This window comes from Marinobacter sp. bablab_jr008 (assembly GCF_016464145.1).
Taxonomy (GTDB): domain Bacteria; phylum Pseudomonadota; class Gammaproteobacteria; order Pseudomonadales; family Oleiphilaceae; genus Marinobacter; species Marinobacter nauticus.
The window spans coordinates 48594-75577 of record NZ_JACDWW010000059.1 but is presented as its reverse complement, the minus strand read 5'-3'; the positions used below and the strand labels follow the sequence as shown (position 1 = coordinate 75577).

General features: G+C 50.1%; 21 protein-coding genes. 19 read left to right on the top strand and 2 right to left on the bottom strand.

What is annotated here, in order from left to right:
* Nucleotide 1: 1 nt before the first annotated feature.
* Complete coding sequence (pilB, locus tag JIF53_RS08945; protein WP_199452312.1) at nt 2-1714, bottom strand: type IV-A pilus assembly ATPase PilB; 1713 nt, start codon at nt 1712-1714, stop codon at nt 2-4.
* A gap of 390 nt (nt 1715-2104) precedes the next feature.
* Between pilB and JIF53_RS08940 the strand changes: the two genes are divergently transcribed.
* From JIF53_RS08940 to JIF53_RS08930, 3 genes are all read left to right on the top strand, one after another.
* A complete protein-coding gene (locus JIF53_RS08940) occupies nt 2105-2554 on the top strand; it encodes a pilin (protein WP_323127172.1) in 450 nt (149 codons plus the stop codon).
* Nucleotides 2555-2618: 64 nt separating this feature from the next.
* Entirely contained in the window at nt 2619-4364 is a 1746-nt protein-coding gene (locus JIF53_RS08935) for a PglL family O-oligosaccharyltransferase (RefSeq protein WP_199452311.1), read from the top strand.
* Nucleotides 4365-4634: 270 nt separating this feature from the next.
* Nucleotides 4635-5336 (top strand): Fic family protein, encoded by a 702-nt coding sequence (locus JIF53_RS08930; RefSeq protein ID WP_199452310.1) that lies wholly within the window; start codon nt 4635-4637, stop codon nt 5334-5336.
* A 120-nt stretch (nt 5337-5456) separates the two neighbouring features.
* Here the strand turns inward: JIF53_RS08930 and JIF53_RS08925 are convergent, their stop codons facing one another.
* Entirely contained in the window at nt 5457-6068 is a 612-nt protein-coding gene (locus tag JIF53_RS08925) for a c-type cytochrome (RefSeq protein ID WP_228285517.1), read from the bottom strand.
* Nucleotides 6069-6293: 225 nt separating this feature from the next.
* On the opposite strand from JIF53_RS08925, the gene JIF53_RS08920 reads away from it, so the two are divergent.
* The 16 genes from JIF53_RS08920 (at nt 6294) to pseC (ending at nt 26983) form a co-directional block, all read left to right on the top strand.
* Nucleotides 6294-7655, top strand: coding sequence for an MBL fold metallo-hydrolase (locus tag JIF53_RS08920; RefSeq protein WP_199452308.1), 1362 nt, complete (start codon nt 6294-6296; stop codon nt 7653-7655).
* Nucleotides 7655-8422, top strand: a complete 768-nt coding sequence (gene cysQ / locus JIF53_RS08915; RefSeq protein ID WP_121207098.1) for a 3'(2'),5'-bisphosphate nucleotidase CysQ — start codon at nt 7655-7657, stop codon at nt 8420-8422. The genes JIF53_RS08920 and cysQ overlap by 1 nt, the downstream gene beginning before the upstream one ends.
* A 3-nt stretch (nt 8423-8425) precedes the next feature.
* Entirely contained in the window at nt 8426-8905 is a 480-nt protein-coding gene (gene rfaH / locus JIF53_RS08910) for a transcription/translation regulatory transformer protein RfaH (protein ID WP_199452307.1), read from the top strand.
* A gap of 424 nt (nt 8906-9329) precedes the next feature.
* Nucleotides 9330-10547 (top strand): capsule assembly Wzi family protein, encoded by a 1218-nt coding sequence (locus JIF53_RS08905; protein WP_199452306.1) that lies wholly within the window; start codon nt 9330-9332, stop codon nt 10545-10547.
* Nucleotides 10548-10565: 18 nt separating this feature from the next.
* Nucleotides 10566-10997 (top strand): DVU3141 family protein, encoded by a 432-nt coding sequence (locus JIF53_RS08900; RefSeq protein ID WP_199452305.1) that lies wholly within the window; start codon nt 10566-10568, stop codon nt 10995-10997.
* A complete protein-coding gene (locus JIF53_RS08895) occupies nt 10994-12739 on the top strand; it encodes a polysaccharide biosynthesis/export family protein (protein WP_199452304.1) in 1746 nt (581 codons plus the stop codon). The genes JIF53_RS08900 and JIF53_RS08895 overlap by 4 nt, the downstream gene beginning before the upstream one ends.
* A complete protein-coding gene (locus JIF53_RS08890) occupies nt 12739-13533 on the top strand; it encodes an ABC transporter permease (RefSeq protein ID WP_199452303.1) in 795 nt (264 codons plus the stop codon). Before JIF53_RS08895 ends, JIF53_RS08890 begins: the two co-directional genes overlap by 1 nt.
* Before the next feature lie 53 nt (nt 13534-13586).
* On the top strand, nt 13587-14192 hold the full coding sequence (locus JIF53_RS08885) for an ABC transporter ATP-binding protein (protein WP_226374330.1): 606 nt from the start codon (nt 13587-13589) through the stop codon (nt 14190-14192).
* Nucleotides 14189-15274, top strand: a complete 1086-nt coding sequence (locus JIF53_RS08880) for a chain-length determining protein (RefSeq protein WP_199452302.1) — start codon at nt 14189-14191, stop codon at nt 15272-15274. Before JIF53_RS08885 ends, JIF53_RS08880 begins: the two co-directional genes overlap by 4 nt.
* On the top strand, nt 15274-16356 hold the full coding sequence (locus tag JIF53_RS08875; protein ID WP_228285524.1) for a hypothetical protein: 1083 nt from the start codon (nt 15274-15276) through the stop codon (nt 16354-16356). The genes JIF53_RS08880 and JIF53_RS08875 overlap by 1 nt, the downstream gene beginning before the upstream one ends.
* A complete protein-coding gene (locus tag JIF53_RS08870; protein ID WP_199452300.1) occupies nt 16281-17555 on the top strand; it encodes a glycosyltransferase family 4 protein in 1275 nt (424 codons plus the stop codon). Before JIF53_RS08875 ends, JIF53_RS08870 begins: the two co-directional genes overlap by 76 nt.
* 34 nt (nt 17556-17589) lie before the next feature.
* A complete protein-coding gene (locus tag JIF53_RS08865) occupies nt 17590-21552 on the top strand; it encodes a hypothetical protein (protein ID WP_199452299.1) in 3963 nt (1320 codons plus the stop codon).
* A gap of 5 nt (nt 21553-21557) precedes the next feature.
* Nucleotides 21558-23534, top strand: a complete 1977-nt coding sequence (locus JIF53_RS08860) for a capsular polysaccharide biosynthesis protein (protein WP_014422064.1) — start codon at nt 21558-21560, stop codon at nt 23532-23534.
* Between the two features lies 1 nt (nt 23535).
* Nucleotides 23536-24795 (top strand): lipopolysaccharide biosynthesis protein, encoded by a 1260-nt coding sequence (locus tag JIF53_RS08855; protein WP_199452298.1) that lies wholly within the window; start codon nt 23536-23538, stop codon nt 24793-24795.
* 23 nt (nt 24796-24818) lie between these two features.
* Nucleotides 24819-25817 carry a UDP-N-acetylglucosamine 4,6-dehydratase (inverting) gene (gene pseB, locus JIF53_RS08850; RefSeq protein WP_014422062.1) on the top strand — a complete coding sequence of 333 codons (999 nt, stop codon included), beginning with the start codon at nt 24819-24821 and terminating at the stop codon, nt 25815-25817.
* 2 nt (nt 25818-25819) lie between these two features.
* The gene (pseC, locus tag JIF53_RS08845; protein ID WP_199452297.1) at nt 25820-26983 is read left to right on the top strand and encodes a UDP-4-amino-4,6-dideoxy-N-acetyl-beta-L-altrosamine transaminase; all 1164 of its coding nucleotides are present in this window, start codon (nt 25820-25822) and stop codon (nt 26981-26983) included.
* Nucleotide 26984: the final 1 nt, after the last annotated feature.

Sequence of the window (26984 nt, the reverse complement as noted above, 5' to 3'; positions counted from 1 at the left end):
CTTAATCCTTCGTCACACGGTTGGCTTCTTCAAGACTGGTCACTCCCTCAATAACCTTGAGAAGTGCCGATTGTCTAAGGTTTCGGAAGCCTTCCGCCTGAGCCTGCTTTGCAATTTTGATGGAGCTGGACTCTTCCATAATCATACTTGCCAGCTCGTCGGTAATCTTGACCACCTCGTAAATACCAACGCGGCCTTTATATCCACCATTGCATTTATCACAGCCCTTGGGACGGAACAACGTGAAGCCTGTATCAATTTGTTCTTGTGTGAACCCTTCCTTCAAAAGCACGTCTTTTGGGATGTCTGCCGGCTGCTTGCAGCTGCATAACCGCCGGCCAAGGCGCTGGGCAATGATCAGGCTTACGGATGTGGCAATGTTGAACGCAGGCACACCCATGTTCATCATTCGAGTCAGAGTTTCCGCAGCGCTGTTGGTGTGAAGGGTAGACAGAACCAGGTGCCCGGTTTGGGCTGCTTTAATAGCTATATTGGCGGTTTCCAAGTCCCGGATCTCACCCACCATGATCACATCCGGATCTTGGCGGAGGAAGGCCCGCAATGCTTCAGCGAAGCCGAGGCCCACTTTGGTGTTTACGTTAACCTGGTTAATGCCTTCCAGGTTAATTTCCGCTGGGTCTTCCGCCGTGGAAATGTTGATGCCCGGAGTGTTCAGAATGTTCAGGCCGGTATAGAGCGATACCGTCTTGCCAGAACCGGTCGGCCCGGTGACCAGAATCATACCCTGGGGCTGAGCCAGGGCATCCATATACAGTTGCTTCTGGTCTTCCTCGTAACCGAGCACGTCGATGCCCAGCTTGGCCTGGCTCGGGTCAAGAATCCGGAGCACTATTTTTTCGCCCCAAAGGGTAGGCAGCGTATTTACCCGGAAGTCGATGGCCTTGGTCTTGGACAGCTTCATTTTGATCCGACCGTCCTGAGGAATACGCCGCTCCGAGATGTCCAGTTGCGCCATTATCTTTACCCGGGCAGAGATCTTCGGTGCGAGCTTGATAGAAGGGCGGGAAATTTCCTTCAGGATGCCATCGGTCCGGTAGCGTACCCGATAGATCTTTTCGTAGGGCTCAAAGTGAATATCGGATGCGCCGCCACGAATAGCATCAAGCAGCATCTTGTTTACATACTTAACAATAGGTGCATCATCTACTTCGGTAGCGCTGACGGCACCGTCATCATCCTGATCACCACCCTCGGTTTCCACACCCTCCAGGTCGGCGTCGTCCAAGTCTCCCATGGTGGTGTCCTGGGACTCGAGATACTTGTCGATGGCAGCCCGCAGCTTCGCGTCGTCCACAAGAATAGCGTCAGTGCTCAGGCCGGTGTTGAACTTGATTTCGTCCAGTGCCTGAATATTTGTCGGGTCTGATACAGCGATGAACAGCCGGTTGCCTCGTTTATACAGGGGTAGGGCGTTATGCTTCCGTACCAATTTCTCGTCAACTACCTTCTCCGGCATCATGTCCGGCAGGAAAGAATCTAGGTCGAGCACCGACACACCGAACTCCATGGCGGCAGAAAATGCCAGTTTGGAGCTGTCCGCAAGGTGGTTCTGGGTGAGGTAGGTGATCAGTGGGATGCGGTTCTGTGAGGCCTGTAGGAATGCATCCTTGGCGGTATCTTCATCCAGAAGCCCGTCATCCACAAATCGACGGGCCAAGCCTGTCAGTGTCACGTTTCGGTTGTTGCTCGCCATAAATGCTCTGAGGGAAGTCTTGTAAGTGGCTGAAACTTGCGTTTATGAACACAGAGTTTAGATGCATGGCCGGGGTTTGGAAAGCGGGGTAGGTCTCAGGTTTGATCTTTCTCAAAGACATGTCGTTTAAATGTGCTGGTCGGTTTGTGTTAGGGGTGGGTGACAAAAAACGTCACTCCTGGACGTGATCGGGCGGGGTTTTTATAGGCTTGCCTTATGTGATGCGTATCACAAAGGGTTGCAACGCCCTGAATGCACGCCCATTTTTAACATTATCTTGCAATTGGCACGCTGGTTGCTTAGCCTGTTGCAGGCTCAGCGCGGCTGACGGGAAATATGCCTGACGGTCAGAGCTTTGAAAAAGAAACGACAACTCTAGAGGTCGATAACATGCAAGAAATCAAAATGAATCATGGTCAGAAGGGTTTTACCCTGATCGAATTGATGATCGTTGTGGCGATCATCGGTATTTTGGCTGCAATTGCTATTCCTCAGTATCAGGATTACACCGCGCGTACCCAAGTGAATCGTGCATATAGTGAACTGTCTTCCCTCCGGACAGCTGTGGAAGAGCGTCTCACTCGTGGCATCACAACCAATACGTATGCCGACTTGGGCTTCACTGGGTCAAACTTGACTACTGAGACTTCGGCGTCTAATGCCAACTTTGCCGGCGGTACCGGCAGCTTGGTTGCAACGCTCGGACAGAACGCAGGGGCCGGCATTACCGGTGCCACTATTACCCTGACTCGTGCAGCCAATGGTGGTTGGACTTGCGTTGTTGCTCAGGGTAGTGCGACTGCATGGAAGAGCTCATACATTCCTGCGGGTTGTAATTGATTCTTGAGTTAGGTGTCAAAGGGCGCTCTTAGGAGCGCCCTTTTTTTTTGAGGAATTACCATTGATGATCCGCCTTACTGTTCTCCTTAGCGCCCTGTCATTTCTTGTGCCCCTGAATTTTTACCCAGATGTGGACTTTGTAAAAAACTTTCTAGGTGTACTAGGGGGGCTCTTCCTTTTCTTTACCGTGATGTACCAAAGGGGGGCGGATTTAGCTATTTCTCGCTCGGCATGCTTTTTGTTCGTGATATTCTCCGGTTTTGTTTTATTAGATGGTCTAGATCATTACCATGCGTTTGTGTATCTGGTATCTCTCTTGACGGCACTTTTAGTTTCCGTAGCGATTTCCACTCTAACAGAGCGCTATTCGAACCCGAGTGTAGCTGGAGCTTTGGCGTGGTTCACCACTGTAGTAGCTGGCCTTTCTGTTTTATTGGGTATACTTCGCTATTATGGCTTGCTGACAATTGCTCTTCCGTGGGTTGCAGACGGCGGCCCTCGGATGATCGGTGCGTTGGGGCAGCCAAACCTGACTGCCCTTGTCGTGCTGATGGGGTTGATTTCATTTATCTATCTTTTTGCAACAGGACAAATCCGTTCCAGACTGTGGTTACTTTACCCCTTCTGGCTCTGCATTGGCGCAGTTTTAACAGGCAGTCGATTCTTTTATTTGGGGATCGCGACCCTCTGCCTGATATCGGTGATTGAGTTTATTCGTAACTATTTTTCAGCCTCATGCCGGTGGCAGACCCTTTGGTCTAAAGGTGTTTTATTAACGTTATTATCGCTTGTGCTTGCATACGCAGTTGTTCCTGTTGCGGATGAATTCTTGACGAACACGTCGGTTCAGGCGGGATTGATTGATAGAGAAAGCTTTTCAGAAATTTCTGATGCGCGCCTCAGATTTGGCGACGTTCAGCGGGTTGGTGAGTGGAAAAAAGTCATTGGAGGAGTGTCAGAGCTTGACAGTATCTGGCTGGGTAATGGTCCGGGTAGCTATCCTCTGTTTAGTATGACAATGGAGGTGTCTGGCTATTCGGTGAATAACCAGTTGCTGTGGACACACCCGCATAATCTCTTGTTGATGTTGCTGGTAGAATACGGCCTTCTGGGACTATTGGTTTTTCTGTCGTTTTGTTTCTATCTTCTATTCATTTATTGGACTAGGCCGAGAACCCCAGTATTCGTGTTTGCGGCCTCAATAGTCGCGATTATTTTGTTACAGAATCAGGTTGAGTTTTCGTTCTGGTTCTCCCCTTTCCTGCTAGTTTTTGTGGCTTTTCTCAGTTTGTTTGATTCTAAGTACAAAATTTCTTGGTCCCAAAGGCCCGTGTTGATTGGTACAACTTCAATAGTACTGATTGTAGCGCTTCTGGTTTCCGTTTATGCGGTGCGCGACTATGTGCATGTTGTCCGTATATTTCAGGCTATTGATATTGATGACCCCGATCAATATCGACTACAGGATATCTCCCGAAGCAGTATTCTGGGCAAAGGTGCGATGAGTGTGCGAATTTTGCGATTGGATCCGCCTTCGGGTGGTTATGAACGCCAACTAATGGAGGCCGATCACTTCGTCGAGACCTGGCCCTCACAGCTGTTCCTGCACAGGCGGGCTGCATTGACTGCGGTGGTGCATGGGGGGGATGTAGCTTGCGATCGAATTCGTACAGCAGTTAGACTTTATCCAGATGGTGTTAACATTCTGTCGCGAGATTTAAAGTCTATTAATGAACATGTTCCATTGGATATGTCATATTTTGAGGCTTGTATACTTGAAGGCATGGAGTTTTGGTTAGATCGGAAGTAACTGGTGGTAATGGTTCGACATCACCGCATAAGCGGCCACATCTCCTGCAAACACAGATGCCAGAAGCCGGATTCGCTCTTCAATCCAGCCTCGCCGGTGCTCATAACAGCGCCGGTGGAGCGGACTTGCCCGCACAGGAAGGTACGGCGCACGCAGCGTGAGATCACGCGCTACTGGCTTAGCTAAGCGCAAACTCAGCTTTTAACGCCCGGTATGGTAAATTGGCAGTCTTGAAAACAACTGAAAGTTGCACCGCCAACCGGAGCCGAAATGCCCACCGCCACAGACAACCACTGGTCAATGCCACCCAACCCCGAAAAAGCACTTATGCTTGCACAACGTGCGGTGGCGGTATTTGTTTACGATGCAGTGCGCCTGGAGGGCATCAACTTCACGTTGCCGGAGGTGCAAACCCTGCTGCAGGGTGTCACAGTGGGTGGGCATCGGCTGAGCGATCAGCAAATCGCGGTTAATCAGGGCGAGGCCTGGAAGCTGCTGTTTCAGATGATCCGGGAAGGGAGCTTCAGTTTATCGGCCGATTGCGCCATGGCTCTGCATGCGGTTGCTGCAAGGGAAGAAGCGTTGGAGTGGGGCTGCTTTCGCAGTGGCTCCGTACTCATTGCCGGCACTGATTACGAGCCACCGGCGGCTAGTGAGCTACCGGAACGTTTTGACCGCATGATCGATGAACTACAACACATGGATGATGTTTACGATCAGGCTGTCCACCTGTTCCTGACTATGGCCCGTTGCCAGTTTTTCTACGATGTAAACAAGCGCATGGGGCGTTTTATGATGAACGGCCACCTGCTGAGCAACGGCTATCCGGCCATCAATATCCCGGCTTCAAGCCAACTCGAGTTCAATGAACTTATGCTCCGCTTCTACGAGTCCGGCGACCAGCGTGAAATGAATGCATTTGTGCGTAGCTGCATGGACGAACGGGTCGTTCGTATTATGAAAGAAGAGTAAACGGGTCAGACCAGTAGTACATTTCGGGGGTGATCATGGACAGGTATCTGCCTGGCGGCGGCGGGGTCTCAGGCTTTATTATTCTTTCCGTATGAATTTGTGGTCGAAATATGCATGGATTCACCGCCCAGCCAAATACCCCGCCAAAGCCTCAATCTCCTCCTCCGACAAAACCCCAGCCACCCCAATCATAGGCGTACTGTGCTTGGTGGGGTCCATCTCCTTAAACCGCCTCAACGCAATCCCAAGATACTCAGCCGGCTGCCCAGCCAGGCGAGGCATATCCCGGAAGCCTTGCGCGATTTCACCGTGACAAACCGCGCAGCGCTCAGCAAACAATTTCTCGCCAGCTTTAGCTGAAGCTGGATCGTTTTCGGCTCGGGGCTTAGCGGTCTGCTGGCTGTAATACACCGCAATATTTATGCGTTCTTCAAGCGACAACGTTTGCGCCAGCTTGGACATCACATAGTCCTCACGGGTACCGTCGCGGAATTTCTCGAACTGGTTGAACAGGTAGAGCGGATGTTGGGCGGCCAGGTTGGGTATGTATTCGCGCTTGCTGTTGCCGTCCTCGCCGTGACAATAGCCACAAAAGCGGATGCGCTCGTGACCGGCCTCGTAGCTGGCCTGGCGCTTGGCGTCATCGGCCATGATGGCGTTCAGTTGTGACATTGCATCGTCGGCAGAGCTGGCTGAAACCATTTGAGAGGCCGCAAGGCCGACGACGATCATTAGTTTCCTCAAGTGCGAACTACCCAGCATAAGCCACCTACTTCTTCGGAAAGGCCAGAGAATAATCGGGGGGCCAGCAACTGATCTTGCCAAAGATCAAAAAAACGCGAATCGGGCGGTGTTCCGTCTTGAGGGTGTGTAAATTCCGGTCCATAGCCCCTCACTCACCCACGGTTTTTGCGTTAAGCTTTGTCTATCGCCAACCAGACAAGGACTTACGCGCCTATGAAACTCCGCTTCCTCGGTGGTACAGGCACCGTCACCGGCTCCCGTTATCTGCTTTCCGACGACAATCACCGCATGCTGGTGGATTGTGGCATGTACCAGGGCGTGAAAACCCTGCGCCGCCGAAACTGGGCCAAGTTTCCGGTGGATCCTTCCACCATCGATGCGGTGGTGCTTACCCACGCGCACATTGACCATTCCGGCTACCTTCCTGCGTTGGTCAAGAACGGGTTTAAAGGCAAGATCTACTGCACCAAAGCCACTCATGAGCTCTGCAAAGTACTGCTGCCCGATGCCGGATTCCTGCAGGAAGAGGATGCCAAGTACGCCTTCCGGAAAAAGTTCTCAAAGCACGAAAAACCGGAACCTCTGTTTACCGAAAAAGACGCCTGGGAAGCCCTGAAGCACTTTGAATCCCTGCACTACCACGAGAAATTCGAGCCGGTGAAGGGCTTTGAGGTTCAGTTCACTCCGGCCGGGCATATCCTGGGTTCCTCCTGCGTGCACGTTACGCACAAGAGTTCCTCCCGCACCGTGGTGTTCAGTGGCGATGTCGGGCGCCAGGACGACATCATCATGCGCCCGCCAGAGCCCATCAGTCATGCCGATGTTTTGGTGTGTGAATCCACCTATGGCGACCGCATCCATGGTGAAACCGATCCAGAAAAGGATCTGGAAGAGATCATTACTAAAACCGCGGGCCGTGGCGGGATCGTATTGATGCCCGCTTTCGCCGTTGGTCGGGCCCAGATGTTGTTGTACGTTGTGCACAAACTGATGGGGCAGGGGCGCATTCCCAAACTGCCGGTGTATCTCAACAGCCCCATGGCCATCAAAGCCACGGAAATTTTCTGCAAACATCACAAAGAGCACAAGCTTAACGGCGCCCAGTGCGAGCTGATCGACGACAAAACCCAGTTCGTTCGCACCGTTGAGGAATCCATTGAGCTGGATGCCGTGAGATATCCCTGCGTGATCATCTCAGCCAGTGGAATGGCCTCGGGCGGCCGGGTGTTGCACCACCTTAAAACCCTGCTGCCAAATCCCAGAAACAGCGTTGTCTTTGCGGGCTTCCAGGCACCTGGCACACGCGGTGATGTTTTGGTGCATGGCGCCGAATCGGTCAAGATTCACGGTGAGTACTGGCCGGTGAAAGCAGAGATCCATAACATGGATTCCATGAGTGCTCATGGCGACTATCGGGAAATCCTGCACTGGCTGGAACAAGGTACTCTGGAGCCCGAAAAGGTATACGTGACTCACGGCGAAGCGGTAGCCAGTGATACCATGCGCAAGCGCATCTCGGAAAAATTCGGATGGGATGCCGAGGTACCGGATTTGTTCGAAGAGGTAGAGATCTGATGCACTACAGTTCCATACTGCCAGATGTGATCAAAATTGCCGATGAAGCCAGCGAAAAAGTGCTGCATATCTACCAGTCTGATTTCAAAGTAAATTATAAGGAAGATCACTCACCCATCACCGCTGCGGACATTGCCAGCCACGACATCATTGTTAAGGGGCTGCGCCAAATCAGCCGGGATATTCCGATCCTCTCGGAAGAGGGCGCGGAAATTCCATGGGAAGAGCGTAAGAAATGGCGTCGGTTCTGGCTGATCGACCCCATCGACGGCACCAAGGATTTTACCCAGCGCACGGGGGAATTCACCGTCAACATCGCCATGATTGAAGATGGCGAGCCCGTAATGGGTGTGGTCACCGCTCCGGCCCTGAAAGAGGCTTTCTGGGGCATCAAGGGTGAAGGCGCTCACATGCGGGACCGCACTGGCCGGGTGCATCGCATACGGGTGGCAGAACCCAAAGACACGTTGCGGGTGGTCGCCAGCAAAAACCACCTGAATGAAGAAACCCGTGCCTTTATTGAGGCCCTGGGATCGCACGAAACCGTCCAGGCTGGCAGTTCCCTGAAATTCTGCCGAATTGCCGAGGGTCATGCTGATATTTATCCGCGAATGGGCCCGACCAGCGAGTGGGATACTGCAGCCGCCCACGCGGTGCTCGTCGCCGCAGGGGGGAAGGTGCAAACGCCGGAGGGCCAGCCCTTGGTTTACGGAAAAGAAAACATCCTGAACCCTAATTTCATTGCCGCGGGAAACTGGTATTTCTAACCCATGACCTGGTACGCACTGCAACACAAGCCGGCTCAGGGCGACCGGGCGGTCCAGCACCTGCAGAATCAGGACATCGCCTGCTTCTACCCGAAAATCGAGGTGGAGAAGATCAAGGCAGGTAAACGCACCAAAAAGCTGGAGCCACTATTTCCAGGGTACGTATTTGTGAACCTGGAGCAAACCGACCCGATGTGGGCAAAGCTCCGGTCCACTCGGGGCGTGCTGCGCATTGTCAGCTTTGCCAACCGGCCAGCACCGATTGACGATGAAGTGATCGACCACATTAAAAGTAGCATGGATAAGGTGGCAGAGCAGGGCGGCATCAAGCCCGGTCAGCCCATAGAGCTGGATGATGGCCCGTTTAAAGGCATTAGCGCAATTTTTCAGGCCTATGATGGTGAAGAGCGCGCGATTGTGATGATTTCGTTTATGCAGAAGCAGCAGCAAGTAAAGGTGCCTGTTTCCGTCATCAGATCCTGAAAAGCCTGATGGCGAAAATGTGACCTGATTAGCTGCACTTTCTAATATTTAACAAATGTTTACTGCCATAACGCCCTGATTGTTGAAGTGTCAGACTTTTTGTCACTTGCGTGTCATACCCCATGCCGTAGAATCGTCACGCTTTTGAAATACTTCATTCATTCCCAGACAAGGAAGCTGTTGGGAACTTCTCTCCCGTTGTAGCCGTTCTATCCTTGTCCTAAGAAAATCAAATCCTATGACCTCAAAACACTGGGCCCTGGTCGGTGGGGCGGTAGCGTGCCTTAGCGTTAGCACAGTCGATGCTGCACCGTGGACAACCGTTGGCGATGCTTATGAGCGCCATCAACTCCAGAAACGAGCGGATTCAGGTTCTTTGAACCATACCGTTACGACCTGGCCAGTTATGAAAGGCTCTGTTGGCATGGCTCGCCATAACGGCCTGTCTGCTGGTTTGGCGATCTCGGGCAGCACAGAGAACGAGTTTATTACCGACTACGCCAGCGCGGAGTCTCAGGAAGGCATGCTTGCAGCCAGGGCGGAGTATGATGCTAACTGGTGGGCTGCAGGAATCAATGCGCAACTGGTTGCCAATCCAAGCGACGACGATGCAGCCCGCCTCGATGGTAGTTACCTGGCTCTGTTTCCGGGCAACTGGGTCCTGGGGGCAGGCGCCGTGGAAAGATGGTGGGGACCAGGTTGGCAGAGCAGTCTGATTCTTTCGAATAATGCTCGGCCTGCACCTGGCGTTTGGTTAAGCCGCCATCGTGAAACGCCATTTGAAACGCCCTGGCTATCCTGGCTCGGTCCCTGGCAAATCACCGCCACCGTGAGCCAGCTTGAAGGTGAGCGTGAAGTGGCCGATCCACTCCTGGTTGGATTTCGCGGAACATTCAGACCGATCGAAGGGCTGGATATCGGCCTTACACGCACATTTATTTTTGGCGGGGATGGCCGGTCTGCCTCTTTCTCTACGTTCTGGGATGCCTTTGCTGGTAATGACAACCCAAGGGATGCCGCCGAGGACCCGAGCAATCAGCTCGGGGCAGTGGACGTTAGATACGGCTTTGAAATAGGCGAGCAAACCGCCTCGATTTACGGCCAGATGATGGGCGAAGACGAGGCGGGCGGCTTTCCGTCCCGGAAATCCTGGCTATTAGGCGCAGATGCAACCACCAGCTTGTGGGGCAGGGAGCAGCGTTGGTATCTGGAGGGAGCAGACACGCTAGCTGATAACCTGTTTGGTTCGCCGATGGAAGACATAGCGTACGAACACCGGGTTTATCGCACGGGCTACCGCTACAAGGGCCGTAACCTCGCCGCAAGCATAGACTCAGACAGCCAGATTCTCACTCTGGGCTATTTCGATTTTCTGTCGGATGGCAATACCATCGGCGCTTCTGTCAGTTATGTTGATTTTACTGGCAATCCCCCTTCCAGAGTTACTGTGCCAGATTCGGACGTAACATACTTCTATTCCTCAAGAGATCAGGCTGTCATGTTGTTCGGCGGCTTTTGGGAGTTTGGGACGGAATACGGTAAGGTCAGGCTCTCTGGCCAGATCGCAGAAGATAAAATTGCAGTACGCTCGCGAGAGTTGGACCAGTGGTCTCTCTCTGCGCGGTGGTCTTATGGATTCTGATAATTCAGGCAAGATTGAATGAATAGACATCACCAAGCGAAAGCCGCAGTGAAGACCGCTCCGCTGATGGCCTTCGTTGCTGTATTAGCCGGTTGTGCGAGCAGTGGGCAGATCAACACGGCTAAAACGATTCCAGTTCCGCAGTGGTTAAACACCAAAAGCACGGTAACCCTCCTTTCAGACCAGCATTCACAGCAAATCGATAACGCCAGAACCGGAGAGACCGTAAAGCTGGGAGCTTCGCCGTGGGGCGAGAATGCACAGCTACGGGTCGGCGAGCGGTACTTCTCTGCTACCGGTAAATCCTGCTTTATTACCAGCATCGTAGGCTCGGAAGGGAATCTGCCCGCAACGGTATGCGAGTACCCTGAAGGCAACTGGGGAGTAACCCGGTCTTACACTGCAGAACAAGAGGCGGTTCAAGACCAGGAAATCGGAGGTGTGCAATGATCACTCGTCATTTTGCCTCCGTGGTGACGGCGTTGTTATTTGTAGTCACTTCCATAGTGAGTGTGGGTGTGAGCGCTCAAAGCATCGGTGATATACCCGCAAGCCAGCGTGAGCGCCTGATGCCTCAAATCCAGGCGGCAACGGAAAACGCGGGCAGTGGCCCTTCCGAAGCAGATACCGCAGACCAGGAACGCCAGGCTAGAACCCTGAGGTCTACGGGTACTTACGGCCCGATACTGACGGAACAACAGCAAGAGGAGCTGCAGCCTTTCGGTGCGGAGCTGTTCGCCGGTGGCTTTCGAGGCTTACGTTCAGACGGGCTCAATCCAGACTACCGCGTTCTGCCGGGCGACCAGGTAACGCTTCGCCTTTGGGGCGCTGTCGAGATGGATCGAGTGCTCCCGGTAGACGCACAAGGCAACATATTCATTCCTGCGGTCGGCCCCGTTCAGGTCGAGGGAGTCAGCCATAGCCAGCTAGATTCCGTTGTGAAAAGTGCTGTGCGCCGTGTCTATCCGGACAATGTGAATGTTTACACCAACCTGCAGGGCGTTCAGCCCGTCTCGGTATTCGTGACTGGCTACGTCAACAAACCGGGCCGGTATGTGGGTGTGCCTAGTGATTCTATCCTTTACCTGCTGGATCAGGCCTCTGGTATAGATGAGGAGCTGGGTAGCTATCGGGACATCAAACTGAGCAGAAATGGCGAAGTTATCGCCCGGATCGATCTATACGATTTTCTACTTCAAGGCACGCTGAACCACCCACAGTTGCAGGAAGGCGACACCCTGCTGGTTGAAAAGCGTGGCCCCGCCATCACCGCATTGGGAGATGTCAGCAAACCCTATCTTTTCGAACTATCCCCAGGCCCTCTTACAGGCTCCATGCTTAGTGAGCTGGCGCCGTTGCGTCCCGGTGTTTCCCACGCCCTGATTCGTGGAAAGCGCGGTACTGCGCCTTATTCCGAATATTTACCTCTTGAGCGTTTTGAATCTGCTGAACTCGCCAACGGCGATGAAGTCCTGTTTCTGGCTGATCAGCGCTCCCAGAATCTTGTGGTTCAGTTAGAGGGCGCCTACCTGGGCAAATCTTACTATGTGGTACCCAAAGGCACATCGCTTCACGAATTGCTGAACGAAATTGCCATCAACCCGGAAGAAACCGCCTGGGAAAGCATCTCGCTGCGCCGGGAAACCGTGGCTGAACGTCAGAAGGAAGCTCTGAACGACAGCCTGCGCCGGCTGGAGACCACCTACCTTGGTGCCTCATCATCCACTGCAGAAGAATCTGCCATCCGGGTACAGGAGGCGGAATTGATCTCTCGCTTCGTGGAAAAAGCCCGCAAGGTGGAGCCCAATGGACGCCTGGTGGTGGCCCACCAAGGGAAGCTGGTAGATGTGCGGCTGCAAGATGGCGACACCATCACGCTACCACAGCGCACGGATGCCATCCTCGTGTCCGGTGAGGTTTATATTCCGCAATCCCTGGTGTATATCCCGGGCCGCAGCGCTCGCGATTACATTGATGCAGCCGGCGGCTTCAGCCAGCATGCCAACCCGGACCATATTCTGATTGCCCGCCAGAATGGTGAGGTAAGGGACGCGGGTGAGGTGCAGCTCCTGCCGGGGGATCAGATACTGGTCCTACCGAAGGTAGAGACCAAGAATCTGCAGATTGCTTCTACGGTTACCCAGATTCTCTATCAGATTGCTGTAGCAACAAAAGTGGCGCTGGATCTGTAGTGACGACACTCGGTACCCGAACACCGTTGCGTATTACTCTGAATGTCTGGGAGGGGCTATTCCTTCGTGAGGCGGTAGCCCGCCTGAGTGCAGATCGTATTGCCTGGCTGTGGCTACTGGCTGAGCCAATTGCTCATGTTGCCTTGCTGGTTTGGGTACGGACGCTTCTGGGACGGATAAGGGTGATACCCGGTGCCGAGTTTATTCCTTGGCTTATTATCGGTATCACACTCTTCATTCTGTTCCGGAATCAGGTCAATCGGGGTATGGAAGCGGTGAATGCCAACAAGGCACTGTTCGCCTATCGGCAGGTATTACCCATAGACACGGTTCTGGTGCGCTGTTCTTTGGAGGGAGTCCTTAGCTCCCTGGTCGTGTTGATGTTGCTTTTGGGCTTGAAGTTGCTGGGTTACGACATGACCCCAGGTCGGCCGCTGGGAGCACTGGTTGTGTGGTTTACGGTCTTTGCATTCGGAATGGGCGTTGCCTTGGTCTTTTCTACTGTGGTAACCGCCGCGCAGGAGGCATCTAAGTTTATCAAAATGGCCATGTTTCCCCTCTATTTCCTTTCCGGGGTGATGATTCCCGTTCAATACTTTCCCCACGACCTCCAGAAATACCTGCTGTATAACCCCATGCTTCACGCAGTGGAACTCATCAGGCTCGCCTATTTTGAGGGCTACCGAGCTGTTGAGGGTGTTAGCTACGTCTATCTTCTCGGCTGGACAACCACAAGTATTACCCTTGGGTTTCTATTGCACATACGGTTTAAAGCCAGGTTGATTGCCAAGTGATTGATGTTCGGAATGTATACAAACGATATCACGGTCCGTTCGGCGGAGATTGGGTGCTTCGAGACGTCAGCTTCACCATTCCTCGCAACGTAAGCGTTGGCCTCGTAGGTAAAAACGGAGCAGGCAAATCTACGCTGCTGAGAATCATCGGAGGGATGGATACTCCTGACCGGGGGACAGTTGAAAAGAATTGCAGAATATCATGGCCGATAGGCCTTGGCGGAGGCTTGCAGGGTTCCATGACGGGCCGCCAGAACGTCAAGTTTGTAGCACGAGTGCAAGGCGGAGGGCACCGCATCCCTGAGATCATTGAACAGGTTCAGGAGTTTGCGGAGATTGGAAAGGCATTTGACCAACCAGTGAAGACCTATTCCTCTGGTATGAAAAGCCGTCTGGCATTTGGTTTGTCGTTTGCGTTCAACTTTGACGTCTATATCTCAGATGAGGCGACAGCCGTAGGTGACGCTTCGTTCAAAGAGAAAGCGAAAAAAGCATTCCATGATCGGGTTGGTAAGTCCAGCTTGATCATGGTGTCTCATCAAACCGGTATTCTGAAAGACCTGTGTCAGGCCGGAATATGGATCAATGATGGTGAAGCCGTCTGGTTCGACGACGTGCACGAAGCCATCAAAAGCTATCACAAGAGCATTGGTAAATGAGTCGATTTCTGAAGCGTAATCCGACCTGGATTGTTGCTGGTTTGGTTATTCTTACTGTCGTTGTCTATTGGGGGTTCCTGGCCTCAGACCGCTATGTATCAAGAGCCCACATCGTGTTGCAGAGCCCTGAGATTATTCCCAGCGGCCTTAACGTATCTTCCATTCTGTCAGGAACATCGGGATCGGGGGATTTATTGCTTCTGAGGGAGCATTTGCAGTCGGTCTCGATGCTACAAAAACTGCAAGGAAGTCTGAATCTAAGAGAACATTACTCGAATCCTGAGATTGATCGGTGGTCCCGGTTGGAGTCTGCGGATGTGCCAATTGAAGCTTTTCACGACTATATGAATAAGCGCGTGGCCATCACGTTCGATGATTATTCGAAAGTGTTACGGATTGAGGTTCAGGCTTACGATCCAGAAACTGCCCAAGAAATAACACAGGCCCTTCTTGACGAGGGGGAGCGACACATGAACTTGATGGGCCAGCGATTGGCACAGGAGCAGGTCGCCTTCATCGATAAACAAGTGCAGACTCTTGAAGAACGTTTGCTTTCTGCAAGGGAAGCTTTGCTGCACTATCAGAATGAAAAAGGACTGGTAGCCCCCACCCAGACGGTTGAAGCAATTTTCTCAACGGTTTCTCGCTTGGAAGCCGAGTTGGCGGTGTTGAGGGCACAAATCAAGTCACAGAAAACCTATCAAAGTATTCAATCGCCTACCGTTAGGCGAATGCAGTCCGAGGCGGACGCCCTGGCACAACAGATTGAAATTGAAAAAGCAAAGCTGGCTACGACTGGAGGAAACGCTCTTAATCGGGTTTCTGCGGAATATGAAACTCTTCAGCTGAAAGCGAAATTTGCCTTGGATCTTTACTCAAGCGCACTGACCTCCCTAGAAAGCACTCGAGTAGAAGCGGCCCGTAAACTCAAACAGGTCTCAATTTTAGAGTACCCCACCCTGGCTCAGTATCCAGAGAAACCGGAACGCTTATACAATATAGCGGTGGTGACGGTTTTTGCCCTTCTTTTCGCCACGATAGGACAGCTTGTGATTGCGGTGATCAGGGACCACCGAGATTGATGCTATCTGAGCAAGCTCCATTTACCTGGAGCGATTTCTGCCAAGCATACAATATCCCGAACCACGTCTACGCGGTGGGTTTTAATTGGCACTGGCGGCCGGCGCTTCACCGGTTCCTGCAAGGGGCCAGTATCACCCACGTTAATAGGGTAGAGAAAGTCCCAGACCGCCAGGTCGCCGTTGTTTGGGGGCAGCGCCTGATGCCTGGCGAGGGCCAGGACATCACTTTGGTGCGGTTGGAAGACGGGTTTCTTAGATCCGTAGGGCTGGGCGCGGAGTTTCAGCAGCCGTTGTCCTGGGTCGCCGACTTTGAGCACCTTTACTTCAGTGCACGAGGTGAATCAAGGCTGGAAACACTCCTTGCCTCCCATCATTTTACGGATAGTGAAAGAGCTCGTGCCGAACGGCTGCTCCAGGACATCCGAAACAGGAACATTAGCAAATATAATCTCAACGGGGAGCATTGGCGTGCGCCAGTGGGAAAAGAGAAGGTTATCCTCGTGCCGGGGCAGGTAGAGACGGACGCCTCAATTGAATATGGTTGCGGGGAAATTCGAACTAACCTCGGCCTTCTGCAGCAAGTACGGCAACAAAATCCAACCGCTTGGATCGTTTATAAGCCCCACCCGGATGTCGTGGCCGGTGCCAGACGTGTTGGAGAAGGCGAAGCGGCAGCGTCTGATTACGCCAATGAGATTGTCATAAACGCCGCCATTGGACCAATGTTGGAACAGGTTGATGAAGTACACACCCTCACCTCGCTGGCCGGCTTCGAAGCGTTAATCAGACACAAACCGGTAACCTGTTACGGTTTACCCTTTTATGCAGGCTGGGGGCTTACTGAGGATAAGGTAAGCAGCCGGCGTAATCGCGAACTACATTTATCAGAATTGGCGCACGCAGTCCTGATTCAGTATCCATTCTACGTAAGCCTGGAATCAGGTATGCCCATAACACCTGAGCAAGTGTTGAATGAAATTCAGCGACAGAAGGTGAGGGAACGATCATGGGTGCAAGGCTGGAGACGGTTGTTGAAACGGAGCGCAAGGCGGGCGGTTGGGATAATAAGGAGAGCGCCATAGGCATTGCACACTTCAGGGCTACGCCGGAACCAAAACGCATAGCGATTGTTGGTACTCTGGCTGAGACAATGCTCGGGTTCCGGGGAGAACTCATCAAAGACCTTGTCAAACAGGGGCACGAGGTATTCGCCTTTGCAACGGATTATACGGAACAGAGTTCGCACCAGATCAGGGAGATCGGTGCGACGCCAGTGGCTTACCGTATGGGGCAATTCAGCCTTAATCCGTTCGCAGAATTAGCTTCCGGTTACCAGTTATATCGATTGTTTCGAGCCCACCGAATTGATCTTAGCTATTGCTATTTTTCCAAGCCCGCCATCTATGGAACCGTTGCCGCCTACCTCGCTAAGGTTCCAACAAGGGTGGCCAAAATTGAGGGGCTAGGCCGCGTTTTTACCGTAGGACCCAATGGCCAAAGTTGGAAGAAAAAGGTCGTGGCATGGGTTATGAAGTGTCTGTTTCGGCTGTCCTTGCCTTTGGCGAATCATATTATAGTCCTTAACGAAGACGATAAGCATTCATTGCTCAGCTTTGGTGTGCGCAAGCCAGAGCCAGTTGTGATTAATGGTATCGGAGTAGACCTTGACCGCTACTGTTACACCCCACCAAGCACAGATCCAATACGATTTATCTTTGTCGGCCGTTTACTGAAAGAAAAAGGCATCGAATACTTTATTGAGGCTGCAAAAGCTATAAAGCCGCTATACCCCAATACCGAATTCATCATTGTAGGGGCTGTAGATAATAATCGTGGGGCAATCACTCGGCCCCAGCTTGAGCAGCTTGTGGAGGACGGGATTATTACCTATCCCGGGCCAGTCAAAGATGTAAGGCCTTGGCTTGCGAGAAGTAGCGTATTTGTGTTGCCCAGTTACTACAGGGAGGGCGTACCACGAAGTGCCCAAGAAGCACTCGCAATGGGACGCCCAGTGATCACGACAAATATGCCAGGGTGCAAAGCTACTGTAGAAGACGGAAGGAATGGCTACTTAGTGTCAGCACATAACCAACGAGAGCTTAATCAAGCGATCTTGAAATTCGTTCTCGATCCGAGCTCAATTACACTAATGAGTTATGAAAGCGTGAAGATTGCGAGAAGTAAGTTCAATATCGCTTCAATCAATCAAAGAATAATATACGATCTAAATAATATTTCGTTGATCTCTACTAACGAAAATTTTAAAAAAGTATTGCGATAGAAAATATCCATCAATTATCCTACAAGGTAAGCCTGTGAAGTTTTTTGACAGAAAGTATTTAAAGTTTTCTAATTATAAGAATAGATTGAAGCTGATCTTTGGAAAGCAAAGCCAGCTTGAGCTTCCGGTAGAGCTATACGGCCAACAATGGAAAGATAACGATGTAAAAGTGGTAGCTTTATTCTTTGGTTTTAGTCCTTGGAAGAGGCAGGTTATAAGCGAGCTTTTCCCGGAGTATAAAAGTGCCTTTGTGCTTGGGAAAGCTTCCATGAGGCGAGTGGAAAGGGAGTTCATATCCAAACTCCCCGAACACTACCATTTGAAGATTTTTTGTTGGGGAAATAAGTATCCGAAAACCTTTCCAAAAAATACTTACTTCTCTAAATCAAAAAAGAAAAAAATTCAAGTAAGCCGGATAGAAGACGGCTTTTTGAGATCAATTGGATCTGGCGTGTTGCATACTAGGCCAGCCTCGTTGTGTGTGGATGATCTTGGTATATATTTTGACGCGAGCAGGCCTTCTCGTTTAGAGGAAATTATAAACGATCCAGAAGAGTTAAGTGCACCTGAGCTTCTTAAAGAAGCGGGTGTTGTAGCTAGTTTGATTAGGTCAGGACGGTTGACAAAATACTATGATCCAGACCCTTATATGGAGAGGCTTCGTCAGAACCCTACAGGTGAAAAAACTATCCTGGTAATTGGCCAAGTCGAGGATGATGCTTCTTTATTAAAAGGAAAAGCATCTGTTGCTTCTAATTATGATCTCGTGAAGTTGGCTCGAAAAGAAAATCCTAATGCGAGAGTGCTATTTAGACCTCATCCCGATTATTGGTCCGGGATAAGAAAGCGAATTGGGAAGGAAAGAGGGTATAAGGATTTATGTCACGTAGTGCCACCTTCAGTCAGTTTGTATGAGTTGTTTTCCGTATCTGATCATGTTTACACAATTACTTCACTCTCTGGATTTGAGGCTCTTATATATGGCTTGAAGGTTACAACGCTAGGCGCTCCATTTTATTCTAATTGGGGGCTCACAGACGACCGTGTAAAACTTCGTCGGCGAAATAAAAGTCGGTCTATTGAACAGTTGGTGGCTGCGGCTTATCTTAAATATCCCGTGTATATTCATCCCAAGAGTCGACGAAAGTGTAGTTTTTTTGATATTGCGGGATATTTTATAGTTGAATCTCTCAAAGATAATGATTATTTTTCCCTTTCTGGTAACAAGCTCTATTGTGAGACGCTGAGTTTTGATAAGTATCTAGGCCTAAGTTTTGAGTTGCTTGCAAGAATTGAGAGAAGCGATAATTATGCAAGCCTAAACGAAGATGATGTCAAAGATTTAAATGAGTCAAAGCTGATTTTTTCAGAATATCCTCATTTGAGTCATTTGCTGATTAAGAGCGCGAATTATGATCTTCTGCGGTTGGTTACAGGTTACTGCTTAGATAATATCCTAAGTGATGTTAAATCATCTGCGCTAGTTGATTTTAGAGAGCTTTCTGAGTTTTTTTATGCTTTATCAATTGCTCTCAGGAATTCAAACGGTAGAGTTTTGGGGGAAATTCCAAATCTTATTCCATACGTTGAAGGCAAGGCGGTAAGAGGTGATAATTATTTCGATTTCTTAAAACACTATATTACGTGCCTTTCATTGAATATCCAGTATGATATTCTTGGTCATGCTGTGAAGCGACTTGAGCAATCATTAAGAGAATATGAAGGATTAGAGTTATATCTGGACTCTAATCGTTTAGAAGAGCAGATTCGTAAGATCGGACGGCTTAATCCAAGTCCCGACTGGCTACTTCAAGTTTTGTCAATTATACGGCAGGGGCCATCGAGGTCGGAAAGGAATCACCAGAAGCGCCAAGAAATATTGGTAATTCTTCTTGGTTGCTTGAAGTCTGCTTTGTCTAATAGATACATGTCGTTCAGCGATGCCTATCTTAATGGCATGTTGACTGCGATAGGTGCAGGAGACTTTGAATCTCTGAAATTGTCGATTACGAATCTGCTCGCCCTTTTTGAGGTTGCTGGAGATACATCAGATAAGGAACTAAGTTTTAACGAGCGTAGTAGTCTTTTTGTAATCCTCTCACAGAGAAAAAAGCATTGGGGTATCGTAATCGATGCTCTTTTAAAAAATAACGCCTTCATATTTGCGGATCGGCTTTTATCTAAGCTTGATTTCCAAATTTTTGATGAAGCTGAGCGCCTACGCTTTAGTTTTCTGATTGCGCGAGGTCTAGGCAAAAGCAAAACCGCTCAGGCTTATTTGTCTCGACTAGTGGATGAGTTTGGCGATACTGATCGTGTTATTAATTTGAAGTCCAGGTTTTATCGAGAGATTGGCCAGTTTGAACGTTCGATACATGAGTATCAGAGAATGTTAGCCCTTCCGGGTACCGTTGCCAGAAAAAACGCTATTCGTACCGAGATTGAAAAACTGAGTTTTCTTAGAAATAGCAGTCGGTACTTAAATAGCGTATCTCAACCAAAATTTCCAAAAGGTGTGATTTTTCTTGCCTCGCAGACTTGCTTTAATACGTTGGCTATGATGACTCCGGCTTTAATTCAGTGTAAAAAGCACGGTTATGCTGTTGTTTGTCTAACTCAGGGTATGGTGGAGCATGACTCAACTGGTATTGAATTTATTGATAAGTTTCAAGGGGTTATCCCGTTAAATTTAAGGCCTAGTTCAAGGCAATACGACTGGACTGTTGATTGGGAAAATAAAGTCATTTCCTGTCAAGGTATTAATTTTTATCAAGGTTTTTACGAAAGATTATCTACCTATGTTAGACGTTTTTACGTTGATATAAATGTTCGGAAGGTGGATGAGCAGCTAAGAAATATGCTGGACAGATCGGATCTCTGTCTTAGTGTTTGTGAAAGAATTTACAGGGAAATTGTTAAAGATAACAATATGCCAGTCGTATTTGTTAGCGGTAACTCCCACGTAACTCCGTTTTCTATATTTAGAGATTATGCGATTAATAAGGATGATGAAAAGCTATCCTACGTGAATTGCAATGTTGCTTATGAAGCGTACTTTTCTAATTTAGGTAGCAAGTATGCGAATACAATGTGTGTTACTGACATGACCCTTCATAAAGATATCCGTGCGCCGTTTATGGCCCGTGCCGATCAGTTTGTCCCTTGGTATGAAAAGAATAGAGATAATCCAGAGTATATGCAGAAGGCCGATGCTTTGATTAACGTAAATCGGGTTGGGTCCGACTCAGATGCGTCCGCAGTTCAGTTGATCGAATATCTTAAGACAATGAAGGCGAGTGGTAAACGAATAGTATGTGCGTTTGGAAAGGTACCCGTCGACTTGAATGTCCCCTATGACGGCGGTCCTGCCCATAGCGATATGGCTGACTGGATCAATCATACTGTTTCGATATGTTCGGAGCTTGATGATGTGGTTTTATTGGTCAAGCCTCATCCACATGAGCTGAAGCCTGAGATTGCTTTAGATTTGGTTGAAGGCTTTCATGATCTGATTTCTGTTCAGGTGGGCGACAACGTAAAATTGTTAGACCATAAGGAGATAAATGGTCATGCTCTTGCGCCATACTTAGATCTTGCTCTTCTTTATAACGGGTCTAGTGGTGTCGAGCTCACAGCACAAGGCATTCCAGTTATTATGACCTCCTATTTTGGGAAACATGATTATCCTATTTGTTTGAATTACCCAGAGTCTCGAGAGCATTATGAACAGATGATTTCAAAAAAGATGTATCGTTACCCTGATGAAGATCTCCGGAGGCAGGCTGCCTTTCTTTTGTGTTATTTGGGTACGGACGAGATTTCTATTGAGAATAGATATTCCAAAAGGCAGTTGACCAACGACAAAATTGGAGTGCCTAGTTGGCGGGACGAATTGATGGAACAGTTTTTGAACGAGGGCGATCCGAAGATGGAGTATATAGCGAAGAGGATCGTCGAGAAATTTGAGGGCCCAGTGATGCTTCATGGCCGAGCATAAACTTTATGAAGAGATACCTCGTTGTCTCACCTGCGTTGCGTGATATATCTAGTTTAAAAGTTTTGGTTGGAGGGGATGTTAGGTTCAGTCGATTAGTTAAGTGGGCTTCTAAGGTAAAGGTTGGGACCGATGTTGATGCCGTTCTGGCCTGGGGACGGAAGGACTCAGCGATTGTGGCAGAGAGGGTCGCAAGGCGACTAAATCTACCGCTCTATAGGGTTGAGGATGGATTTTTGCGCTCTTTTGCTCCAGGGCAGAGTGAGCATACCCTTTCACTCGTATTCGACGATAAAGGAATATACTACGACTGTTCTGTCCTGAGCGCATTTGACGTTTTCTCGTGTAGAAAACTATCTGAGCGAGAAAGGGAAAGGTCCGAGAGCATCCGAAGACAATGGGTTGGCGCTCAGGTTTCGAAGTATAATCACGCTAGATCGCTTAACGTTTATCCGTCGAGTAGGTGCGTATTGGTTGTAGACCAAACGCGAGGAGACGCTTCGATAAAATATGGGGCGGCTTCGCAAACGAACTTCGACGATATGCTGAATCAAGCTTGGACTAGTTATCCAGATCATAGGATTCTGGTCAAAACCCATCCCGAGGTCATTGCAGGAAGTAAAAAGGGCTACTTAACAGATCACCCTCTACTAAAAGAGGATCGGGTCGTTTTGGTTGCCGATGACATCCACTCGCCAAGCTTGTTAAGAATCGTTGATGCGGTCTTTTGTGTTACTTCTCAAATGGGGCTTGAGGCGTTGTTTTGGGGCAAGCGGGTGCATTGTTTTGGTATGCCATTTTATGCTGGTCGGGGATTAACGAAAGACACTTTGGTTGCCCCTACCTTCCGAAAACCCTGCACCATCGAACAATTAGTACATGCAGCCTTAATAGACTATTGCCGTTATGTAGACCCAGAAACAAATAAGCGTTGTGATCCGGAACGCCTGATTTCGTGGATGGGTTTGCAGCGGAACATGATGGAGCGATTTGGTGCGACACTGAAGGTTGCACGCTTCCCCCGATGGAAAAGGCGCCATCTTAAAAAATTCTTTTTGGGGTCTGAGCTAATTGAGAATTGCTCGGACCCTGATGCACCTATTGTAGTTTGGGGTATGAGTAACGTGCCTGAGGGTGATCGCCACAGACAGGTCATCAGAGTCGAAGACGGGTTCATCCGTTCGGCTGGACTTGGTGTCGACCTCGTAGCTCCCCAATCATGGGTGCTGGATACAAGGGGAATCTATTACGATTCGACCAAACCCTCAGATCTCGAGCAAATATTGCAGTTTTCCGAGATTGATCAAACCACTGTTGAGAGAGGTAAAGCACTCATTGAACGCCTGTGCAAGGTTGGAGCTACGAAATACAATGTAGGGTTGAGGGACTGGGTAAGGCCTCCGAATCGTAAAAGGGTCATTTTGGTTCCAGGGCAAGTAGAGTCCGATGCCTCTGTTAGGTTTGGCTCCCCTACGATAAAGACAAATGCTGATCTTTTAGCTGCGGTTAGAGGCGATAATCCCGACGCATGGATTGTTTATAAAGTCCATCCAGATGTTGCTGCAGGCATGCGCAAGGGTAAGCGGCGATTAGAAGAAGATCTGTATGATGAGGTCGTCACGGATCAGGACATGCATCATATGTTAATGCAGGTCGATGAGGTCCACACCATGACCTCATTGGCAGGGTTTGAGGGTTTAATCAGAGGGAAAAGAGTCGTCTGTTATGGGCAACCGTTTTATTGCGGTTGGGGATTGACGGAAGATAAGGAGCCCGTTGCACGTCGAACTCGCCCGCGTTCGCTTCCAGAGTTGGTTGCGGCTGCGTTGATTCTGTACCCAACATATGTGAGTAGCTCAAGTGGTTATTTTACCAGTGTTGAGAGGGTGTTGGATGAGATTCAACTAGCCCGGGCTGAAGTGACTATTCTACAGCGGGTCAGAACACAAATTTCCCGTTATCTGCGATTTATGTGGCGCTTCTAAGTTGTTGGTATCAGTTTTTGCCAATCCTAAACTATTGAACGTCGCAATCCGCGCGGTCACGCTGGCCATACGGTTTGGCTTGATCTTTATTCTCGCGATCTATCTCCCGCCGTCTGAAGTTGGCTTGTACGGTTTGATCGTGGTGACGGTCAGCTATGCCCTGTATTTTGTTGGTTTTGATTTCTACACCTTCAGTACGCGAGATCTGCTGAATCGACCAGCCGATCAGTGGGGGCGGTTGTTGTTTTCACAGGGTGTGTTTTTTGGTGGGCTGTACGCCCTGATGCTGCCGGTATCTCTTCTCTTATTCGTTTTTGGCTTGCTTCCCTGGTGGCTGGCGGGGTGGGTAATGCTGCTGATTGTCTCCGAGCATCTGGCTCAGGAAGTATCGCGCCTGGCCATTGCCATGGGGCGCCCAGTATTTGCTTCACTCATGGTGTTTTTCAGGCAGGGTATCTGGGCTTTGCTGTTTATGGTCTGCCTGGTTTACTCCGAATCCTATCGATCTTTGGCTGTTTTAATGCCCTTTTGGGCTGCAGGTTCGGTGTTGAGTGTGCTGATGGGTGGGCTGCTGTTGCGTTCTATCAACTGGCGCAATCTCGGCGTTGAGTGGGCGTGGTTGAAAAAAGGCGTGCTTGTTGCGTTGCCGTTGCTGATTGCCACGCTTGCCTTGCGAGGCATCATGACGGTAGATCGATTTGCCTTTGAGGCATTGAATGGGCCGGATCTTCTTGGCGTATACAGCCTGTTCATGGGCATGGCGGGGGCCGTGTTGGCGTTTATGGATGCCGGCGTATTCGCGTTCCTCTATCCACGTATGATCACAGCTCACAATAGCGAAGACCTGTCTGGGTTTCTGTCAGCGAGGGCGACTCTGAAGAAACACACGTTGGTCTGGTCGATGGTTTTGGTGCTCGGCGGGTCAGTGGCAGGGCCCGTTTTGTTTAGTTTTCTGCCCAACGCAATCTATTTTGACCATTGGCCAATGTTCGTCGGGGTTTTGGTCTCCATGGGGCTTTTTGTAGTAGGGATGATCCCTCATTACGGCCTCTACGCGGTTTCCCGCGATAAACCCATCATTGCAGCCCATCTTATTGGGCTCTTGGTGTTTGTTTTGCTGGTGTTGGTTCTTGGCCAGGCAAGCCCGGAATGGGCTGTGATTCTGGCGTTCGGAGGCGCATCGCTGGCAATCGGGATAATTAAACAGGTTTCATGCGCCCGGGTATTCCGAGCGATGGGAATCACTCATACTCTAAGTTGATCAATTGAGGATATTGAAAGCTTATGTTGCAAGGTAAAACTATTCTGGTCACTGGCGGCACTGGGTCATTTGGCCACAAGTTCATTCCGATGACTCTGGAAAAGTATAACCCGAAGAAAATCATTGTCTTCTCCCGAGACGAGATGAAACAGTGGGAGATGGCCAAGCTGTTCCAGGGTGACGATCGTCTTCGGTTCTTTATTGGTGATGTCCGTGACAGAGACCGTCTTTACAGGGCTTTGGATGGAGTCGATTACGTAGTGCATGCGGCCGCCACGAAGATTGTTCCCACCGCAGAGTACAATCCGTTCGAGTGTGTAAAGACCAATATCCATGGCGCCATGAATTTGATTGATGCTGCCATTGATAAGGGTATCAAAGGCGTTGTGGCGCTCTCGACGGATAAGGCAAGCAGCCCGATCAACCTGTATGGTGCCACCAAGCTGGCCTCAGACAAATTGTTTGTGGCGGGGAATTCATACGCTGGTGGCCATCAAACCAAGTTCTCAGTCGTGCGCTACGGTAATGTTATGGGCTCGCGGGGATCGGTTATCCCGTTCTTTATGTCCATCAAAGATAAAGGGGTTCTGCCGATTACAGACCCACGTATGACGCGTTTCATGATCAGCTTGGAGCAGGGCGTTGAGCTGGTTTGGCATGCCTTTGAAGATATGGTTGGTGGCGAGATTTATGTGAAGAAGATTCCTTCCATGAAGGTGACCGACCTGGCTCGCGTTGTTGCACCAGAAGCCAAGCAGGAAGTGGTAGGTATTCGGCCGGGTGAAAAACTGCATGAGCAGATGATTGGCGCGGAAGACTCTTATTTCACTTACGAGTATCCCGAACACTTCAAAATTCTGCCCAACATTAATGATTGGGGAACCTGCAAAGACCGGATTAAAGACGGTAAGCGTGTTCCGGAAGGGTTTGTCTACGCCAGTGACAATAATGATGAGTGGATGAGTGATGCTGAGCTGCAAGCTTGGATCGACCGTCATAACAGCGAAATTGGCAAGATTTGATCATGATTCCCTACGGAAAACAGGATATTAGCCAAGCCGATATTGATGCGGTTTTGGGTGTTTTAGAGTCAGACTTTCTGACTCAGGGCCCAATGGTACCCAGGTTTGAGCAGGCCGTGGCAAGCCACGTTGGCGCCAGCCACGCTCTGGCGGTGAATAGTGCGACGTCCGCGTTGCACATCGCCTGCCTGGCATTGGGCCTTGGTAAAGGCGACTGGCTATGGACGACCCCCGTGACTTTCGTGGCGTCTGCTAACTGCGGTTTGTATTGTGGCGCAAATGTGGATTTTGTCGACATCGATCCCAAAACCTACAACCTTTGTCCAGAGGCGTTGAAGGCGAAGCTTGAGTCGGCAAAGCAGTCAAACCGATTGCCCAAAGTGGTAGTGGCCGTTCATTTGTGCGGCCAACCTTGCGATATGCAAGCGATCGACGGCTTGGCGAAAGAGTATGGTTTCAAGCTGATCGAAGACGCCTCCCATGCGATTGGCGGTAAGTATCAGGGCGAATTCATTGGCAGTTGTCGGTATAGCGATATAACCGTCTTCAGTTTCCATCCGGTGAAGATCGTGACTACGGCTGAAGGTGGTATGGCCGTAACCAATAGCGCAGAGCTGGCGGAAAAAATGAACCTGCTCCGTAGTCATGGTGTTACCCGAGACCCCGCCTTGATGACGCGTGAGCCAGACGGCCCCTGGTATTACCAGCAGGTGGACTTGGGTTTCAACTACCGGATGACCGAGCTACAGGCGGCGCTCGGCGTTAGCCAAATGGACCGGCTTGATGCTTTTGTGGCCCGCCGGCATCAGTTGGCAAAAAGATACGATAGACTGTTGAGCGATTTGCCTGTTGTATTGCCCTGGCAGCATCCAGATAGCTATTCTGGACTTCACCTCTACGTTGTCCGCCTGAAGCTGGATGTCATTTCCCGAACTCACCGGGAGGTGTTCGAGTCTTTGCGGGAACAGGGAATTGGGGTCAATCTGCACTACATTCCGGTACATACGCAGCCATTTTATGAGTCCATGGGCTTTGAGGCTGAAGCGTTTCCTCAATCAATGGCTTACTACCGCGAAGCGATCAGCCTCCCTATGTTTCAGGGATTAACCGATGATCAGCAAGACGAAGTAGTTGAGGCACTCCGAGTGGCTCTGGCGGGAGAGTGAT

Coding starts and splice junctions, on each gene's coding strand:
- JIF53_RS08930 (WP_199452310.1), top strand. CDS start 4,635: ATGCCCACCGCCACAGACAACCACTGGTCAATGCCACCCAACCCCGAA.
- JIF53_RS08875 (WP_228285524.1), top strand. CDS start 15,274: ATGCTATCTGAGCAAGCTCCATTTACCTGGAGCGATTTCTGCCAAGCA.
- pilB (WP_199452312.1), bottom strand. CDS start 1,714: ATGGCGAGCAACAACCGAAACGTGACACTGACAGGCTTGGCCCGTCGA.
- JIF53_RS08860 (WP_014422064.1), top strand. CDS start 21,558: ATGAAGAGATACCTCGTTGTCTCACCTGCGTTGCGTGATATATCTAGT.
- rfaH (WP_199452307.1), top strand. CDS start 8,426: ATGACCTGGTACGCACTGCAACACAAGCCGGCTCAGGGCGACCGGGCG.
- JIF53_RS08925 (WP_228285517.1), bottom strand. CDS start 6,068: ATGATCGTCGTCGGCCTTGCGGCCTCTCAAATGGTTTCAGCCAGCTCT.
- JIF53_RS08900 (WP_199452305.1), top strand. CDS start 10,566: ATGAATAGACATCACCAAGCGAAAGCCGCAGTGAAGACCGCTCCGCTG.
- JIF53_RS08905 (WP_199452306.1), top strand. CDS start 9,330: ATGGCTCGCCATAACGGCCTGTCTGCTGGTTTGGCGATCTCGGGCAGC.
- JIF53_RS08870 (WP_199452300.1), top strand. CDS start 16,281: ATGGGTGCAAGGCTGGAGACGGTTGTTGAAACGGAGCGCAAGGCGGGC.
- cysQ (WP_121207098.1), top strand. CDS start 7,655: ATGCACTACAGTTCCATACTGCCAGATGTGATCAAAATTGCCGATGAA.
- JIF53_RS08895 (WP_199452304.1), top strand. CDS start 10,994: ATGATCACTCGTCATTTTGCCTCCGTGGTGACGGCGTTGTTATTTGTA.
- JIF53_RS08880 (WP_199452302.1), top strand. CDS start 14,189: ATGAGTCGATTTCTGAAGCGTAATCCGACCTGGATTGTTGCTGGTTTG.
- pseB (WP_014422062.1), top strand. CDS start 24,819: ATGTTGCAAGGTAAAACTATTCTGGTCACTGGCGGCACTGGGTCATTT.
- JIF53_RS08940 (WP_323127172.1), top strand. CDS start 2,105: ATGCAAGAAATCAAAATGAATCATGGTCAGAAGGGTTTTACCCTGATC.
- JIF53_RS08920 (WP_199452308.1), top strand. CDS start 6,294: ATGAAACTCCGCTTCCTCGGTGGTACAGGCACCGTCACCGGCTCCCGT.
- pseC (WP_199452297.1), top strand. CDS start 25,820: ATGATTCCCTACGGAAAACAGGATATTAGCCAAGCCGATATTGATGCG.
- JIF53_RS08935 (WP_199452311.1), top strand. CDS start 2,619: ATGATCCGCCTTACTGTTCTCCTTAGCGCCCTGTCATTTCTTGTGCCC.